Here is a 14,451-nt window from a genome sequence, read left to right on the forward strand (position 1 = left end):
GCATCGGTTATGGCCTTGCCCTCGAAGGCATCAGCGCCGCCGACGTCGCCCGATCGATGGCAAGCAAAGCGTGAATCTATAAAAAATCTCCGGGGCATACGCCTTCCAGAGATTTTTTGAACGAATCAACCTCTCTGTCGTTGTGTATCAGACTGAGTATGTGCTGGCTTCGCAGGAGCCTCTGCTGAGCCACTTGGACAGCATGGAAGCACTGCGATCCTGGCGCAATGCGATTGTGCAACTCCAAATTGAGCGTCAATACCACGGTGGATGTCGAATCGGTTCGCTCGCCAGCGAGTTATCGGAATCGGACCAGGCTGCTCGTACTGAGCTCGCGGCTGGGTTCATGCAGTGGGAACACTCCATCCACAACGGACTACGCGCAATGTATGATCGCGGCGAACTGAGATCTGATGCCGATCCGGATGATCTGGCACTGGCGCTACTGACGGCTCTTCAAGGCGGACTTGTTCTAACTCAGGTGCGCCGGGAAACCAGCCCGCTTGAAGTTGGTTTGGACGCCTTGCACATATCGGTTCGTTCATCGTTTGATGTGGACCATATTTTGTAAGTAAACAATATCTCGGCCATGAGAGCCGGAAACTCAATTGATAAAAAACAATTGTGAGCATTTAATAGGGATAATCTCGTCGTAAGATGTGCAACAACAACAGAAAAATTGAGCTTATCCTCACTATCTGCTGGGAGTAGTACCGTGAATAGGATGTGATGACCATGCTCCGTTGTCCGAACTGCAATTCCAAAGACATCGGCAAAATAGGCTCTCATCAATTTTATTGCTGGGGCTGTTTTATTGAATTGACCGTGAACGGCGACAAAATGTCCGTTTTTCAAGTAGAGGAAGACGGTACGCTCAGCTCGCTGGACGACCTCTTTTTCGAAGAGGAAATGCCTGAAGTTCACGCTAATTGATTTTTATACTTGACCGTTTGGAAATCGTACAAGGTTGGACCGGCGCGCAAGATATCGAAAAAATGAAAGCCGGCCTGGAAGAGACATTAAAGCGTGAGATCAGCCAGTTAATCACGAAAGCACAACAGAGCAGAAAGGATCTATTCTTATTCGGACGGGACATTCGTACGCGTCATCCACGGAAGTGGAAGCAGTTGAAGGGAGATTGGGCGGATACGTATCCATCGCTTGTGATTAATGTGAACGTGCATGTCAAGATCGTCAATTCGGGCATGCTGACGCGCAATGTTCTGAATTAATGGCTAGTGCGCCAAACGGAATAAGCCAGGAGTTCCTTCATGGCTCTCCTGGCTTAGCTTATCTTATTGGCTTTGTCTCTACTAATCCCCTGTATTTGAGAAGGCGATACAGAATTACAATGTTGATATGCCGGGGTTTCGGGTTGTTAGTGGTTAAGCAGAGACTCATTTCAAAGAAAATTAATCAAAAAGCTAAAAATGCAGCTCCTCCTCCTTCAGGAGGCGGGCTGCATTTGTTCTATCAGCTTTAGCATTCGTTTCACATTAACGACGAAAGCGGTAAGTATGGCTTGAATTTGCATACGAAAACCTCGGTATTTAGCCTTTAATCCCGCGATATCTTTTCAGTTCAGGATTCTTATGCTCAATGATCATGCGTCGGCGGATCCGCTCTTTAAACGTATCGCTATTTTCAAACTCGATTTGTTCCTTGTAGTTGATCAGCTATAACTAAAATGGAATATCGAAGTAGAAGACAAGTGAGTGACTATCGCCGCTCTTCTTGCTTCCCTGTATGGCTTTACGAATACTGTATTCTCCTGCTGGGCAAAAAACGAAATCTGCATCTTTGTTGTACTCAAAACCTTCTTGCCTTAGCCCGTCGCTATGTACGACAGGGTTTAGGGTAACAATTTACTCCGCATCTGTACTTTCATCCTTGCGGGATATCCACTTGGATTTTTCCATTCGCATCGGAGTCGTAGGTTCCCACGTTCCGAACAAAAGCCTGTGTTACGTTCACGCCACCTTCATGCCGGTCACCATCTGGACAGTAAACAGGTTTCCTCCAGACTCATCCCAGGCCAACGATCTCCTCTTGGTTTTGATGACATCCCTACGCTTTCGTTTCGAATGAGTTTTAATACACTTCGATCGCTAACACGTTGTTCCAGAAGTCTGAGCAGTTTGTCATGCGGGATGTTGTTAAAATACCCTGTAATGTCTACATCCACCACCCTGTATACCCTCCCGTAATTTACTGTATCGCGTATCCTCGTCGCTTGTTTTGCACTTCGTTTCGGCCGAGACCCGAACGAGCAGTCTTTGAAATCCGCCTCAAAGATCGCCTCTAGGACCATTTTCGCAGCCATTTGTACCAGTCTATCCCGAATTACAGGTATTCCTAACGGGTGCGTTTTTCCATCGCCTTTCGGTATATCCTTCCTTCGTACTGGCTTAGGACGGTAAGTACCCTCAAGCAATTGTTGTTGCGCGTCTGTCACGAATTGCTCTTCTCCATACTCCAGTATGATATGCTGTATCGTCATACCGTCGATACCTGCACTACCTCGATTTGCCTTAACCCGTTTCCATGCTTCCGTCATCACATCTGATCTGCTCACCTTGTCGTATAGAACATGAAATCTGCGCTTGGCATTCGCCTTCGCCGCAAGGTAGAGGGTACTTTGAAGTTCTTGAACTTTTACTTTCGTGTAGTTAGCAGATTTCACTGCATTCACTCACTCTTAACTCCATTGATACCACTGAACAAAGTAAGGGTGCTTTCCTCCTCCAGATTATGTTGTCCTGGGTTCACAGGTACTACCACCCTCTCCGACTCTCTTTCTTCACCCTTCGGGCTTATAGGTTTGCGCTTTACGACGATGTCGTGCGAGGTAGGGTCTCCCTAGTTCCAGACATAACTGTCACTACATGCCGATCCCCATACACCGGAGGGTTCTTCCGCGCTGCTTCTCCAAGATCTTCACGCATTCCGTGGCCTACGGGGCTCGGCCTCCCTCTTGTCCCTTTCAGGTTCGATATGACGATGCGGCAGGATTCACTTCATGTTACGGCCTGTAGTTTTGCTAGGCGCACTATTGAGCTATTGTACCCATCAGCTTAATCCGTATCTACGATTACGTATATCCTTCACTTTCCTTCACAGAGACCCGTCGGGAATGAAATAATGTTCTTGTCACCCGACATCAAAACTGAATCCTTGATAAAGAATAAACAATAGATGTTCAAGCTCAATGAATGTTGTTTCGGGGCATTTCTTATTACTATATTTTATTCGGCAATGGAATTGTAGGAAGAATGGTCTCCGGAGTCATTTTATCCCGAGTACCAGACCAAGGTGCAGGCACTGCAAAGACAAAATCGGCTAATTCATACGCTGGTAGTTCATACTTTGCACGTATGGTGCGGAACTCATTCCAAGCTTCTTCCTTTGATATTTCAATAGGAAAACCCCCGTGCTCCAAATATTGAAGCCCATACAAAAACTCTTCAAAACTCAGCCTCACTTCCTGTGGAGCAGTAGCTCTACTCAATTCATCGGTAAATCCCATTGAATCTGAAATGGTCTGAAAACAAGTGATGCCGGCACGAAGACATTGCCGTGCTTCTGCAGGAGCCTGAGAAGGATTTAAAATTAAGTAAAGATTCGCCGCATCAATAACTGAAAGCAAGGATGTCACCCATGAATTCATCCTGTGCGGAGAACGAAATACCATAAGCCAAGGGTGACTGACATGCGATTCGGTAATATCTGCAGCCCACATTTCCCATGCGGCGAATAAAGTGGGCATTGTGGACATTTCATTTTCTTTAAAATGATGTTTGAGAATGTTTGGACCCCATGCAATTCTTCGAACCCGAATGCTTAATGCAGTGACAAGCGCCTCTCTTTTGTTGTATGAACTATATATTGTAGGCAAATACCCAATCTGCAGGGCAATCGTAATCATTCCGGTAGCCGCAGCTGCGAATTCCAGAATCGTTGAGACCCCAGCTGGTGCAGAAAAAATGCCAAGGGTAAAGAATGAAGAGCCAGACAACCTAAGGGCCATCACAAAAGTCCCTTCAGTAAAAGGCCAGAACAACAGTGCATAGCCAACGACAAACAAAAAAATCCATAGTGCTAATGTGGTTAAAAGCGACGCAGGTCCACGAAAGGAGAGCAATCGGTCTTTTTTTTCGTAAAGCGCGGTTCTGAAGGAAAGCAATTTGAACACAAAGCGGGTAATCTCCCAGGAAACGAGCGTAATCCGAGATTCGACACTTCGAGTTACGATCAGGGTATCGACGATACTACCGATCGTGGAAATGACGATAACCAGCCCTAGAACGAAACCGATCCAATGGATAAATACAAACATACTGATCATACCTCCTATCTGGACTTTGCGTATTTATCCATTTTAACGAATGAATTAAGCGTAATAAATTCCAGCATTGCTGCAAGTTCCTCCACTATCGTTCCCGGTTAGAGGATTATATGGTTTACCTAGTGGAAACTAAATCGGCAAGCTTTTTTCGAATCTAATCTAAATCATACTGCACTCTGTTAAGTGGACTAATAAAAAAATAGTAAATTGGTACTTTTTAATTGTCAATTTACCTTGTATTCTATTCTACTAGTTACACGACAATAAAAAGGAGAGAAGGCTGATGAAAGTTGAACCCGTTATTTTGCAAGGAGTAAGGATAGCCCTTGTTCCCATGGAAGCTTCTCATCTCTCCGCTTTACGAAGCATTGAGCGATCCGGAACCCTCCAGGTATGCGAAATATAGATGATATGAAAATTTATGTGGAGATAGCGCTAGAAGAACGGGCTAGAGGAATGGCTATGCCTTTTGTCATACGCGACATGGAGACGGATCGGCTCGTAGGAAAGACTAGGTTTGCTGACATTTCCCCTACATGACAAAAGATGTAGTTCAACTAACGAAAACAATAATTCAAACTCTTAACTGTTAGAAGATATTCAATGAACTTAATGAAACTGGAGAGAAGAAAAATGGTTGACAATGACCGAAAACACTATAAATTGGGGATTATTTACTACAACCCAAATAATAAGTCAATTTTTGTTCCTAAACGATTAGGATTAGGATGGACAATAAACTTAAATGGCTCCCTCTATCGCAGCTATATCTTTAGAAGCGCTGAAAAGCTGCTTCAGCTTCGATTCTTTAATACAGTTTCTCCCTTTCATCTTCTCATCCCAAACTGGTTCCCTCAAACAAATGTCTAATGAATCCTCGATTTGTTCTCCTAAAGATTCGGGACATGAGTTTCCTTCGCAATGTCGATGCCCACAACAAGATGAGAAGTGGTAATTCGTTCAATACGTTGATTTTGTCCGTCTGTTTGTTTAAACTTCATAGTGAGAGCGCCTCCTTAATGGTATTGGGTTACTAACCCGTCGACAAACCCATCATACTGAGGCGCTCCTTTTTTTGACAAAGGCTATTTCTTAGCCCTAACAGGAGTTTTAAGGGTTTATCTCGCATATACTCACTCATTCGCAGGATTTCGTCGCCTTGGAATACAGATGCTGTTCGGTAAGTAAGCTCATTAAACATCATTTTACTCCGTTTTTCCAATCTTGGGCATGCGGGAACAGAAGAAGCGTGTGGAACATTTCTCCAAGCGTTATTCTTCTGCACGCATACTCCACAATTTCCTTGGGGGTTCACCATCCCACGGCTCTACGGGTCTATGCCCTCACAGAACGTTTGCAGGCCCAGTCTTTAAAAACCGAGAAATACTCAGGGAAGCGAATGTCTAACCAGCGAATGATCCGGTTCTGCAGCCGTACACTATTCGTCACCCAAAATTCCCGGTCACTCATAATCGTTTTCAACCTCTGAGAAACGATAGCCTGTCGTGAGTATTCAGAGTAATAGCCTCGGCTGATCACGTCAGCAATGACAAGTGCATCCTTCGGATCACTTTTGGAGGGAGAATTATCCCGGTTCTCCTTGTTTCGTTTAGTGGTGGCCGGATTCACCATGACAACGCTCTTGCCCTTGTCGACAAAGCAATTGGCCAAGTTATACCCATAGTGTCCAGTCGGCTCCATGCCGATTATGAGTCCCTTTAAGCGATGTTTCTGCCTAATTCCATCGATCCATCGTTCTATTTTTTCGAAACCTTCAATTGTATTTGAAAATGTGAGATGTCGCGTAGAGAGTACGATGCCGCGAAAATTAGTTGCTTGTGCTTCATGAGTCTCCTTCGCTATGTCGATGCCCACAACAAGATGAGATGTGGAAATTCGTTCAATGCGTTGATTTTGTCCGTCTGATTGCTTAAACTTCATAGTAAGAGCGCCTCCTTGATGGTGTTGGGTCATAAACCCGTCGACAAACCCATCATACCGAGGCGCTCCTTTTTTGACAAAGGCCAAATCTTAGGCCTTACAGGAATGTTTAGGTGAGCAAACGGCTGCTGATCATTAGATCGGCAGCCGCTCTATTCCGCTATCGGTTGCAATAGGTAAGCATTTGATGTTATCTCCAGCTTTTCCCCTGCTCCACACGGAGCGTGCCAGTTTCCCAGCACTCCGCGTTCCCTCTAACTGACTTTACTAGATCATAAGTTCCTCGTTACTCTAGGATATGGACCGTTAAGTCATCCCAGTAGCTTGCACTGTGGCATCCATTGATGTCCCCACGTTCATTCATTAAAAATCGGAAAACTGACGAAGACCGATGTTGTCATCGCATATAATGAAGGAATTGATACTACCCCTCTCTGCGGTAGTGACGTGAAGTGACCGACCATCCCGTTCTCATGCTCAAAATATGCCGTCACTTCGTCTTCTACTACGATGTCGTGGTATTTGCCGATATTTGCGTGACCACGGATGCGCTGCGGCAAACCGAACACCATTGGTAAAAATCCAAGTTATGAGGGCATTGGTTCGTCAGAATGCCGCCGCCTTCACCGGCCCACGTCGCCCGCCAATCGCCGCTGTCATAATACGCCTGCGAACGGAACCAGGGCGGTAAGATCAATGTGATTCCGGCAGCGGGAAGTCGAGAGCATTCCATGCGCGAAGCTCGAGGGTGCGGGCGCCTTCCAGCACGAACGGATCGTGTTCCGCCAGCCGACGGGCTTCTTCTTCGCTGTCCGCGCGGTACAGCACCATCCCGCTGAGCCCGTCGGCGAACGGGCCGGCCATGACGACATTGCCTTCCAGGTACAAGCGGTTGATGTAAGCGAGATGGGCCGGTTGAGTCCGTGCGCTCTTGTCTGCGTCGACGATCGGTAACAGCGCAACGTAGATCATGGACGATTCTCCTTTTTCGCACCGGTAAATGTGCCGACTGCCAGAGCGGTAGTTAATGCCGAAGCCATGAGATTTCTTTTCATTAGAAAATCCTCCTTCGTTTAGTTGAATAATCCTTACAATTTAATATTAAATTGAATTTGTGAAACGAAATAGACTATTCCTGCATAATACTTGCCTAAAGATGCAAAATGTTATCATTTTGATTGACGGATTGTATGGTGTCCTGCCACGATAAAGGTGTACTTTTACATTACGGTGAAATGAAGAGAACGAACAGAATTGGTGGAAGTTCCGTTCCCAAAAGGACATATAACAACAAAGACAGGTAAAACTGAATGTCGGACCAAAAACTCGACATTTTATTGGAAGAGAGCCTCTCCATCTGTCATGAGGCGTTGGATCAACTCATTGCGATGACGGAAAGGATTGCCACTGCTGATCAAAACGAATGGATATTCGGCGATATACCAGAGGAATGTATCTTGATTCATGATTGGATCAAAGATTGTAAAACTCTCGGATTCATTCCAGCGGCCTATGTTAAGACGTTTTCAGGTGGAGCAGCTGATTGGGATATACCTATTAGCATCAACCGAATTATGCTTGAAGGGGAATGGGATATTATTCTTAACATCGGACATATTGTTCCACATGAAGTTTTTATCCCATTTGCCTGATGCGTATATACAAGTAGTAATGAAATACAATGATCAGGGTAAATTGGTGCATAGCAGATTTTATTGTGGTGATGATCTCGATACATATCTACATGCGGCTAAACAATCTCGAAAAGAGAACATTACGATCGTTCCACCGCTAAAGAAAGTAGTAGCAGTTATGCAAGGCGATGAGTTTTTCAGTACGTGGGTGGCTAATAAAGCTGTATATCGAACCCGAAAAGCGCCATTTCCTCTTTAAAGGGTGCTTCGAACACCGTGAAGCTGTTCATCGATACGGCACTGCAGTTATTCCCGAAGCGCCCCCCGGATTGGGGAACCGATACAACCGTTAGCAGACCGTCTATAGGTATTTTCGCATAACGGGACAGATCGATCATTGGCTAAGGGTAATGATGATTTAAATCTATTAGTAATAAACATAGTCGCTACATCCAAGTGTCATTGAGTCTGATTCATTTAATAAATAATGGGGCCATAAAAAGACCGGGATTCCTTGCGATAAGGAGCTCCGGTCTAATTTCTTTATTACTGAACACTGGCCTTCCGGCTGTTGACGTAAAAGTTGCTTACAACTTTCTCAATTGATCCAGTATCTCATGAGGTTCAAGACGTCGCATAAAATCTGGGTTGACATACGCCGAACGAATCATGCCGGTCTCATCAATCATGAAAGTCGAAGGGATCGGAAGTATCCATTTATTTGTAGCATTGTATTCGGCCAGGTTTAGACCGAATTTGTTCGTCATGATTTCCTGTATGTATGAAGGGACATCGTACAATATATTATAAAAAGCAGCAACCAGTCCATTCGTATCGCTTAGTACCTGAAAATGAAGCTCTTCCTTTTCTTGTTGGGAAAGCGTATTGTCAGGACTTTGCGGGCTTACTGCTATCAGTTGGCCGCCGATCGCTTCAATCTCCGGCAGTATGGCTTGATATGCTCGCAGCTGCATATTGCAGAATGGGCACCATCCTCCGCGATAAAAGGTCAGAACAACTGGACCACTGAAAAGCTCATCAAACAGATTCACAGATTCCCCCATTGTATTCTTCAACGTAAAATCTTTTGCCTTTTGTCCCACCTTCAAACCGAAGGCATTTCCAGATTGTTGCTGCTCCCGAATCATTCGGAACATCTCGGAATGGACGTCGGCGGGCGTATTGGCGACGAAATGCTGTTTCGCTTCCTCCAGGGCTTGATTCAATAACATTTATCAATTCTCCTTTTCAGAAAATGTGGGGTTTTGATCTACCTTATGATTTAGATCCCAAATATTCGCGCACTTGCACATCTTTGTTTCCTACGCGCGGATTTCTTCAATGGTCTTTCCGCCTCTCTCCGCAATGTGCCCTAGAAGCCGATTGATTTTATAACCACTGGAGACGCTCTCTGCCAATAAAGTGCCTAATTTTTGATCCGACATTCAGTTTCACCTGCCTTTGTTGTTATAAGTCCTTGAAGGAACGGAACTTCCATCATTCTGTTCGTTCTCTTCATTTCACTGTAATGTTCACAGTATACCTTTATCGTGACAGGACACCATACAATCCGTCAATGAAAATGATAGCATTTTGCATCTTTAGGCAAGTATTATGCAGGAATAGTCTATTTCGTTTCGCATATTCAAGTAATAATATCCTTGTCAGGAGAAATTTGAGAATACAACAAGGAGGATTTTGATGTCTCACTGGTCCTTGGCAGCGGCCAAGGCATCAAATTACTGGCCTGGCACTTGGCACGATCAGGTAAACGGCTTGCTTTCGTGTAGCGAAAGTGGGTCGGGGGCTCATGTCCAGCCGTCGCCTGCCTGCCCAGCAAGAATGAGCTCTCCGCTATGTGCCCTACGAGCCGACTGATTTTGTAACCACTAATTATTTTGGTGTAATCAATCCACTTTGTGAGTCTCGAAACAAATAATAACGTGTATTTTCTGGATTGCAAACTCCAAAATAACTTTGCATCTCTGCTAGTAAAGGTACTATCCAAAACATCAGCGAAATCATGATCGCTTTAGCAAATAATTTCCATTTCATGTGAGAAGCCCTTCTTTTGGCTCTATCCGTTCAATCCGCTTGATTAGTACGAAAATGATTGCATTTATCTTGATCCGATTACCCATTTATATTGTGTACAATATTATTTTGAAAAATTAAAATAGTAGTTGTATACCATGTACAAATCAATTGTTATCGGTACGGGTCCAGCCGGACTAACTGCAGCCATCTACCTAGCAAGGGCGAATATGGAACCTCTCGTAATCGAAGGAACCCAGCCCGGCGGGCAATTGACAACGACGACTGAATTTGAAAACTTCCCCGGCTTTCCGGACGGGATTTTGGGGACGGAACTGATGGACAATATGAGGAAGCAAGCGGAGCGATTCGACGCCAGGTTTAACACCGGCCGGGTCGATCTGCAGAACCGGCCGTTTCACTTGGTCTTGGAAGACGGAGAAACGCTGATCACCGAGAGCGTCATCATCTCTACGGGAGCATCCGCAAACTATCTGCAAATTCCAAATGAGCAAGAAAATATCGGAAGAGGCGTGAGCACTTGCGCTACCTGTGACGGCTTCTTCTTCCGCGGCAAAAAGATCATCGTGGTCGGTGGAGGCGATTCGGCGATGGAGGAGGCACACTTCTTGACGAAATACGCTTCGGAAGTCCGCATCGTCCACAGAAGAAATCAACTAAAGGCTTCTCAGATCATGCAGGATCGAGCCCGGAAAAACAGCAAGATCAAGTGGGGTCTGGATCGGACTCCGCTGGAGGTCATCTCCGATGGAAAAGGCGTAACAGGATTGAAAGTGAAAAACAATGAAACAGGCGCTGCAGAAATCATTGAAACCGACGGTATATTCGTAGCGATCGGCCATCATCCGAATACCGAATTTCTTGACGGACAACTGCGGACCGATCAGCAAGGCTACTTGATTGTAAAGCCGGGGACGGCGGAAACGAATATTCCAGGCGTATTCGCTTGCGGAGACGTGCAGGATCCTCACTACCGGCAGGCGATCACTTCGGCCGGCAGTGGAGCGATTGCGGCGATGGATTGTGAACATTATTTGGAAGAGCATCCGGTCAGTTAACCAAAAAATGATGAACTAATGTCTGAGTTTGAGATCAGCTGAAAGTAACAAAAATCAATGTCGACAACAACCAACCTACCGCCGAAAACTTGGTCATGATGGGATTTCATCTCATACACGATTGACAAGTTGGAGAGCAAAGGATTTAGAAGCGGGGCCCCTGCGCTGAAATCAGGATTGTTTATTATTCATTTGGTAATTGGTTACGTGAGGAATAATCTGGTTATCATCGTCGTTCAAAAATAAACCCGGAGAACTGTTGAAATTGGTTTATTAATTTTAACATGCCAATATCAAGAATCGGGGTGGGCAGTTTGAAAATCCGAATACTAGCAATTGGTCTTTATTTAACGCTTGCTTATTGGGCATCTCAGCATATTCCTGGAATGGAAATGATTTTTTATCCATCATTGGGGTCATTCTCCGTTATTTTGTTCAAAAGGGAAGAAAATAAGAAATATCTGCCAAGGACAATTATTGCGGCAACTGTGGCGACGGTTATTGGAAGCTTGCTGCATTGGCTGATCGGCGGAATTATTGCTTTTTTCCTGACGGTCTTGCTTACGTTATTCCTTATGCAGCGGTTCAATTGGACTGATGCACCTGTTCTGGCAGTTGCGCTGATTCCCTATTTTTCGAAGCCACTTGCCGTATGGAAACTGCCATTAGCGGTATTTATGTCTTTGGTGGGGCTGGGGTTTCTGCTTTGGTTTATCCATCAATTGGAGCGGAGAAAAGGTGATTCAAGTCTTAGTAAAACTATTGATTATGGTAAATACAACGGCAAGATTTAGCTTGAGTTTAGACAATCCGTTTGTATTCTTTCCATCTTATCCAGACGCAGGCTTGAAAATAACTGCTTGCTTCCTTATGTCTATCCTCCCTTCATTTTTCATAATTGAAGCTGAGTTATTACATGGTGAGAATGATTCAATGAGCTCGGGCATATCCGCCTCATCATCTGGCGGCACTTCAGATGGTGAACGAACGAATATGCGTAAGTTTGTTGACAAATGGAATGATTACTCCTATATTTATTTCCTTAGGTTCGTAGCTCAGCTGGCAGAGCAGTTGACTCTTAATCATCAGGTCGTGGATTCGATCCGCACCGGGCCTATTCTTTGCAAACAAAAGCGGCATGGCTACTATTCGCCTTGCTGCTTTTTTTCATCCATCGCGATATAGCCTCACCTTGTATTGTTATCGGAGATCAGATGATTATTCGTTTGATCGACAAAAGATGGATATATTATTGGGAGGAGATCCACGTCAAGAGGAAAGGGGGCATACCCGAGCTCAATCGATATTTGGCGTTCCTTTTCTTCTTTTAAACGATCGGTATCCACATTCGTTAGCGCTTTTGTTAACGTTGTCTTACCATGGTCGATATGGCCGGCCATTCCGATGGTATAATAATGAGGGTTCATTCCAATCACCTCTTTTTATGCGGTACTCCTATTTTAAATGCTTTAAAATAATGACATCTTTTACATAATTGATTTAAAATTTAACCTCATCTGTGACTACAATTACTGAACTATAAAAGAAAAACTTGGTTACCCTGAGCTCAGTTTTTTGCATTTCAAAATCAGGCTTATTCAGTAGTGCAATATATTAGATTTGTACGCTTCCACGCCGGCTTGATCGAACGGGTTCACCCCAAGCAGCAAGCCGCTGATGCCGCATGCCTTCTCGAAGAAATATACCTTTTCGCCGTATTCATTCAGTTCATCCAGCTCCACAATCAGATTCGGTACGCCCCCCATCAACATAGGCAACTGTCGCATCCTCCCTCTCTTTTTTATGTTTGCGAAACGAGTTGCTTACTAATTCAAATAAACTTCAAAGAATAAAAAAGGGGTAGTCCACTGTGCTGCCTTGATCTATGTAATTTAAAAAGTTCCTTGATCTACAATTATTATATAGTGTTATAAATAAGCATGCTGAAAAGGTTCCCAACCCCAAATTATTCCTTAAAGATCATTTCCTCGAAAAGTCTAATCGTTATCTCGTCCCAACATGGGCTATACGTGTGCCTTCAGCGTGGATGATCCCATTAGCGAATTTTTCACCTCGTTTATCATGCGCTACCAGACAATGGCCTAGATCCAAACGGTCAACGGTTGCTTGGTCTTGTGATAAAGCGTTTGTCGTGATCGATGCTTGGTTTGTGACACTCTTTTATCGTTTTGGAATTTCCCGGCGATTCATTCAGTTTGGTTTTATGTTACTTTCAGGTTTTATGGGAATGAAAAGATTAGCCGTGAACCTAACGATTCTTGAATGAGTCGGCTATGGAGCTTTCCCGCACAGTCTTTATATCTTGAAGAGGAGGCAGGCCAAAAAGCCTCCGGTATTCTCGATTAAATTGCGATGGACTGTCATAGCCGACTTCACAAGCGGCAGTCGTTACATCCATAGAACCGCTCAGCATGAGGCGTCTTGCTTCCTGAAGGCGGAGCAACTTCTGATACTGCAAAGGGCTCATTGTCGTGATGGCTTTAAACTTATGATGCAGTCCCGAGAGGCTCATGTTAATTGATTTTGCAAGCTCCTCGACGGTAAAGGAACGGGCGTAATTATTTTTAATCCATTCGATGGCGTTGCTGACCCCGTCAGCTTGCTGGTATAAGATCGCCTGTTGGAAAAATAAGTGCCCTTTATCTCGTGACAGTAAATGGAATATCATTTCACGCTTGATGAGTGCAGACAAAAAGCGAGCTTCTTTGGGTTTGTCGATAAGCTTCAGTAACCTCATTAGTAAGTCTAAAAGGTCGGCATCGGATTTTCCAAAGAACTCTCTGGCGGTCAGCTTATTATCCCTTGGTTTCATGCTGATTTCCGCCTCCATCACCACAGAAGCGATTTCTTTCGTCGTAAGATTAATGCGTAGACCGATATAAGGTGGCTTCTTTGTAGCATCGATGATATTAGCGGATGCAGGGATATCAATCAACGATGCAAAATAATCACCCGGGTGATAATGAATGAGGTCTCGGCCAAAATGAAGTTTCTTTGTTCCTTGAAGAAGGATACAAAATGAAGGGGTCACCAATTCAGGAATCGGCGTAGTTCGAAGGCTTTTACGGAAAATAGTAAGAAACGGGATAATGGTTTGCGTTCTACCTTCTGCAGTGGTAATCCTTTCCGACATCGCAATGAGTTGATCTAACGCCTCTTGACGAATGGAGACGCTCTCTTCCAATAAAGTGCCGAGTTTTTGGTCTGACATTCAGTTTCACCTGCCATTATTGTTTTAAGTCCTTTTGGGAACGGAACTTCCACCATTCTGTTCGTTCTCTTCATTTCATCGTAATGTTAACGATTACCTTTATCGTGACAGGACTCCATACAATCCGTCAATGGAAATGATAACATTTTGCAATTTTAGGCAATTATTATGCAGGAATAGTCTATT

At 44.4% G+C, this 14,451-nt stretch carries 16 protein-coding genes, 1 tRNA gene and 4 pseudogenes; 8 read left to right on the top strand and 13 right to left on the bottom strand.

The window, feature by feature from the left end; all coding sequences use genetic code 11:
* Window positions 1-202: 202 nt before the first annotated feature.
* From BLT91_RS29215 to BLT91_RS29225, 3 genes are all read left to right on the top strand, one after another.
* Window positions 203-571 carry a TetR family transcriptional regulator C-terminal domain-containing protein gene (locus BLT91_RS29215; RefSeq protein ID WP_254777196.1) on the top strand — a complete coding sequence of 123 codons (369 nt, stop codon included), beginning with the start codon at window positions 203-205 and terminating at the stop codon, window positions 569-571.
* A 164-nt stretch (window positions 572-735) separates the two neighbouring features.
* Window positions 736-933: a hypothetical protein gene (locus BLT91_RS29220; RefSeq protein ID WP_090827656.1), complete on the top strand. Its 198-nt coding sequence runs from the start codon at window positions 736-738 to the stop codon at window positions 931-933.
* Window positions 930-1,232, top strand: coding sequence for a Ger(x)C family spore germination C-terminal domain-containing protein (locus BLT91_RS29225; protein ID WP_090827658.1), 303 nt, complete (start codon window positions 930-932; stop codon window positions 1,230-1,232). The genes BLT91_RS29220 and BLT91_RS29225 overlap by 4 nt, the downstream gene beginning before the upstream one ends.
* A 215-nt stretch (window positions 1,233-1,447) precedes the next feature.
* Here the strand turns inward: BLT91_RS29225 and BLT91_RS29230 are convergent.
* The 3 genes and pseudogenes from BLT91_RS29230 to BLT91_RS29240 form a co-directional block, all read right to left on the bottom strand.
* A pseudogene (locus BLT91_RS29230) lies at window positions 1,448-1,871 on the bottom strand (hypothetical protein); the annotation flags it as partial.
* A 119-nt stretch (window positions 1,872-1,990) separates the two neighbouring features.
* A complete protein-coding gene (locus tag BLT91_RS29235; protein WP_090827660.1) occupies window positions 1,991-2,692 on the bottom strand; it encodes a reverse transcriptase domain-containing protein in 702 nt (233 codons plus the stop codon).
* Window positions 2,693-3,238: 546 nt separating this feature from the next.
* A complete protein-coding gene (locus tag BLT91_RS29240) occupies window positions 3,239-4,336 on the bottom strand; it encodes a hypothetical protein (protein WP_090827662.1) in 1,098 nt (365 codons plus the stop codon).
* 642 nt (window positions 4,337-4,978) lie between these two features.
* On the opposite strand from BLT91_RS29240, the gene BLT91_RS33295 reads away from it, so the two are divergent.
* Window positions 4,979-5,215, top strand: coding sequence for a DUF5808 domain-containing protein (locus tag BLT91_RS33295; RefSeq protein ID WP_254777197.1), 237 nt, complete (start codon window positions 4,979-4,981; stop codon window positions 5,213-5,215).
* A 465-nt stretch (window positions 5,216-5,680) separates the two neighbouring features.
* Here the strand turns inward: BLT91_RS33295 and BLT91_RS29245 are convergent, their stop codons facing one another.
* The 3 genes and pseudogenes from BLT91_RS29245 to BLT91_RS29255 form a co-directional block, all read right to left on the bottom strand.
* On the bottom strand, window positions 5,681-6,286 hold the full coding sequence (locus BLT91_RS29245) for an IS110 family transposase (protein WP_254777195.1): 606 nt from the start codon (window positions 6,284-6,286) through the stop codon (window positions 5,681-5,683).
* Window positions 6,287-6,750: 464 nt separating this feature from the next.
* Window positions 6,751-6,980, bottom strand: a pseudogene (locus tag BLT91_RS31055) (gfo/Idh/MocA family oxidoreductase); the annotation flags it as partial.
* Complete coding sequence (locus tag BLT91_RS29255; protein ID WP_090827666.1) at window positions 6,980-7,258, bottom strand: YciI family protein; 279 nt, start codon at window positions 7,256-7,258, stop codon at window positions 6,980-6,982. The pseudogene BLT91_RS31055 and the gene BLT91_RS29255, both read right to left, overlap by 1 nt.
* A 338-nt stretch (window positions 7,259-7,596) precedes the next feature.
* On the opposite strand from BLT91_RS29255, the gene BLT91_RS29260 reads away from it, so the two are divergent.
* Window positions 7,597-7,938, top strand: coding sequence for a nickel-dependent lactate racemase family protein (locus tag BLT91_RS29260; RefSeq protein ID WP_090827668.1), 342 nt, complete (start codon window positions 7,597-7,599; stop codon window positions 7,936-7,938).
* A gap of 194 nt (window positions 7,939-8,132) precedes the next feature.
* On the opposite strand, the gene BLT91_RS32155 is transcribed toward BLT91_RS29260, so the two are convergent.
* From BLT91_RS32155 to BLT91_RS32160, 4 genes are all read right to left on the bottom strand, one after another.
* Window positions 8,133-8,318 (bottom strand): hypothetical protein, encoded by a 186-nt coding sequence (locus BLT91_RS32155; protein WP_175532591.1) that lies wholly within the window; start codon window positions 8,316-8,318, stop codon window positions 8,133-8,135.
* Window positions 8,319-8,507: 189 nt separating this feature from the next.
* Entirely contained in the window at window positions 8,508-9,152 is a 645-nt protein-coding gene (locus tag BLT91_RS29270) for a peroxiredoxin-like family protein (protein ID WP_090827672.1), read from the bottom strand.
* 90 nt (window positions 9,153-9,242) lie between these two features.
* The gene (locus BLT91_RS33725) at window positions 9,243-9,365 is read right to left on the bottom strand and encodes a hypothetical protein (RefSeq protein WP_302847574.1); all 123 of its coding nucleotides are present in this window, start codon (window positions 9,363-9,365) and stop codon (window positions 9,243-9,245) included.
* Window positions 9,366-9,813: 448 nt separating this feature from the next.
* A complete protein-coding gene (locus BLT91_RS32160) occupies window positions 9,814-9,975 on the bottom strand; it encodes a hypothetical protein (RefSeq protein WP_175532592.1) in 162 nt (53 codons plus the stop codon).
* A gap of 137 nt (window positions 9,976-10,112) precedes the next feature.
* Here BLT91_RS32160 and trxB point away from each other — a divergent pair, with 137 nt between their 5' ends.
* The 3 genes from trxB to BLT91_RS29285 all read left to right on the top strand — a co-directional run bounded on the left by trxB (window position 10,113) and on the right by BLT91_RS29285 (window position 12,150).
* Entirely contained in the window at window positions 10,113-11,033 is a 921-nt protein-coding gene (trxB, locus tag BLT91_RS29275; protein WP_090827673.1) for a thioredoxin-disulfide reductase, read from the top strand.
* Window positions 11,034-11,347: 314 nt separating this feature from the next.
* Window positions 11,348-11,827 carry an HPP family protein gene (locus BLT91_RS29280; RefSeq protein WP_217635298.1) on the top strand — a complete coding sequence of 160 codons (480 nt, stop codon included), beginning with the start codon at window positions 11,348-11,350 and terminating at the stop codon, window positions 11,825-11,827.
* A 250-nt stretch (window positions 11,828-12,077) separates the two neighbouring features.
* Window positions 12,078-12,150 (top strand) — tRNA-Lys (locus BLT91_RS29285).
* A gap of 163 nt (window positions 12,151-12,313) precedes the next feature.
* Here the strand turns inward: BLT91_RS29285 and BLT91_RS29290 are convergent.
* The 3 genes and pseudogenes from BLT91_RS29290 to BLT91_RS29300 all read right to left on the bottom strand — a co-directional run.
* Window positions 12,314-12,460, bottom strand: a pseudogene (locus BLT91_RS29290) (GTP-binding protein); the annotation flags it as partial.
* Between the two features lie 73 nt (window positions 12,461-12,533).
* Window positions 12,534-12,796, bottom strand: a pseudogene (locus BLT91_RS29295) (hypothetical protein); the annotation flags it as partial.
* Between the two features lie 506 nt (window positions 12,797-13,302).
* Window positions 13,303-14,265 (bottom strand): AraC family transcriptional regulator, encoded by a 963-nt coding sequence (locus tag BLT91_RS29300; protein ID WP_090827675.1) that lies wholly within the window; start codon window positions 14,263-14,265, stop codon window positions 13,303-13,305.
* Between the last annotated feature and the right edge of the window lie 186 nt (window positions 14,266-14,451).

This window comes from Paenibacillus sp. yr247 (assembly GCF_900103825.1).
In the GTDB taxonomy this organism is placed as follows: Bacteria; Bacillota; Bacilli; order Paenibacillales; family NBRC-103111; genus Paenibacillus_E.

Excerpts from the sequence above, each read along its gene's own strand:
- BLT91_RS29215 (WP_254777196.1), top strand. The coding sequence starts at position 203 with ATGGAAGCACTGCGATCCTGGCGCAATGCGATTGTGCAACTCCAAATT.
- BLT91_RS29220 (WP_090827656.1), top strand. The coding sequence starts at position 736 with ATGCTCCGTTGTCCGAACTGCAATTCCAAAGACATCGGCAAAATAGGC.
- BLT91_RS29240 (WP_090827662.1), bottom strand. The coding sequence starts at position 4,336 with ATGTTTGTATTTATCCATTGGATCGGTTTCGTTCTAGGGCTGGTTATC.
- BLT91_RS33295 (WP_254777197.1), top strand. The coding sequence starts at position 4,979 with ATGGTTGACAATGACCGAAAACACTATAAATTGGGGATTATTTACTAC.
- BLT91_RS29245 (WP_254777195.1), bottom strand. The coding sequence starts at position 6,286 with ATGAAGTTTAAGCAATCAGACGGACAAAATCAACGCATTGAACGAATT.
- BLT91_RS29255 (WP_090827666.1), bottom strand. The coding sequence starts at position 7,258 with ATGATCTACGTTGCGCTGTTACCGATCGTCGACGCAGACAAGAGCGCA.
- BLT91_RS29260 (WP_090827668.1), top strand. The coding sequence starts at position 7,597 with ATGTCGGACCAAAAACTCGACATTTTATTGGAAGAGAGCCTCTCCATC.
- BLT91_RS32155 (WP_175532591.1), bottom strand. The coding sequence starts at position 8,318 with ATGATCGATCTGTCCCGTTATGCGAAAATACCTATAGACGGTCTGCTA.
- BLT91_RS29270 (WP_090827672.1), bottom strand. The coding sequence starts at position 9,152 with ATGTTATTGAATCAAGCCCTGGAGGAAGCGAAACAGCATTTCGTCGCC.
- BLT91_RS33725 (WP_302847574.1), bottom strand. The coding sequence starts at position 9,365 with ATGTCGGATCAAAAATTAGGCACTTTATTGGCAGAGAGCGTCTCCAGT.
- BLT91_RS32160 (WP_175532592.1), bottom strand. The coding sequence starts at position 9,975 with ATGAAATGGAAATTATTTGCTAAAGCGATCATGATTTCGCTGATGTTT.
- trxB (WP_090827673.1), top strand. The coding sequence starts at position 10,113 with ATGTACAAATCAATTGTTATCGGTACGGGTCCAGCCGGACTAACTGCA.
- BLT91_RS29300 (WP_090827675.1), bottom strand. The coding sequence starts at position 14,265 with ATGTCAGACCAAAAACTCGGCACTTTATTGGAAGAGAGCGTCTCCATT.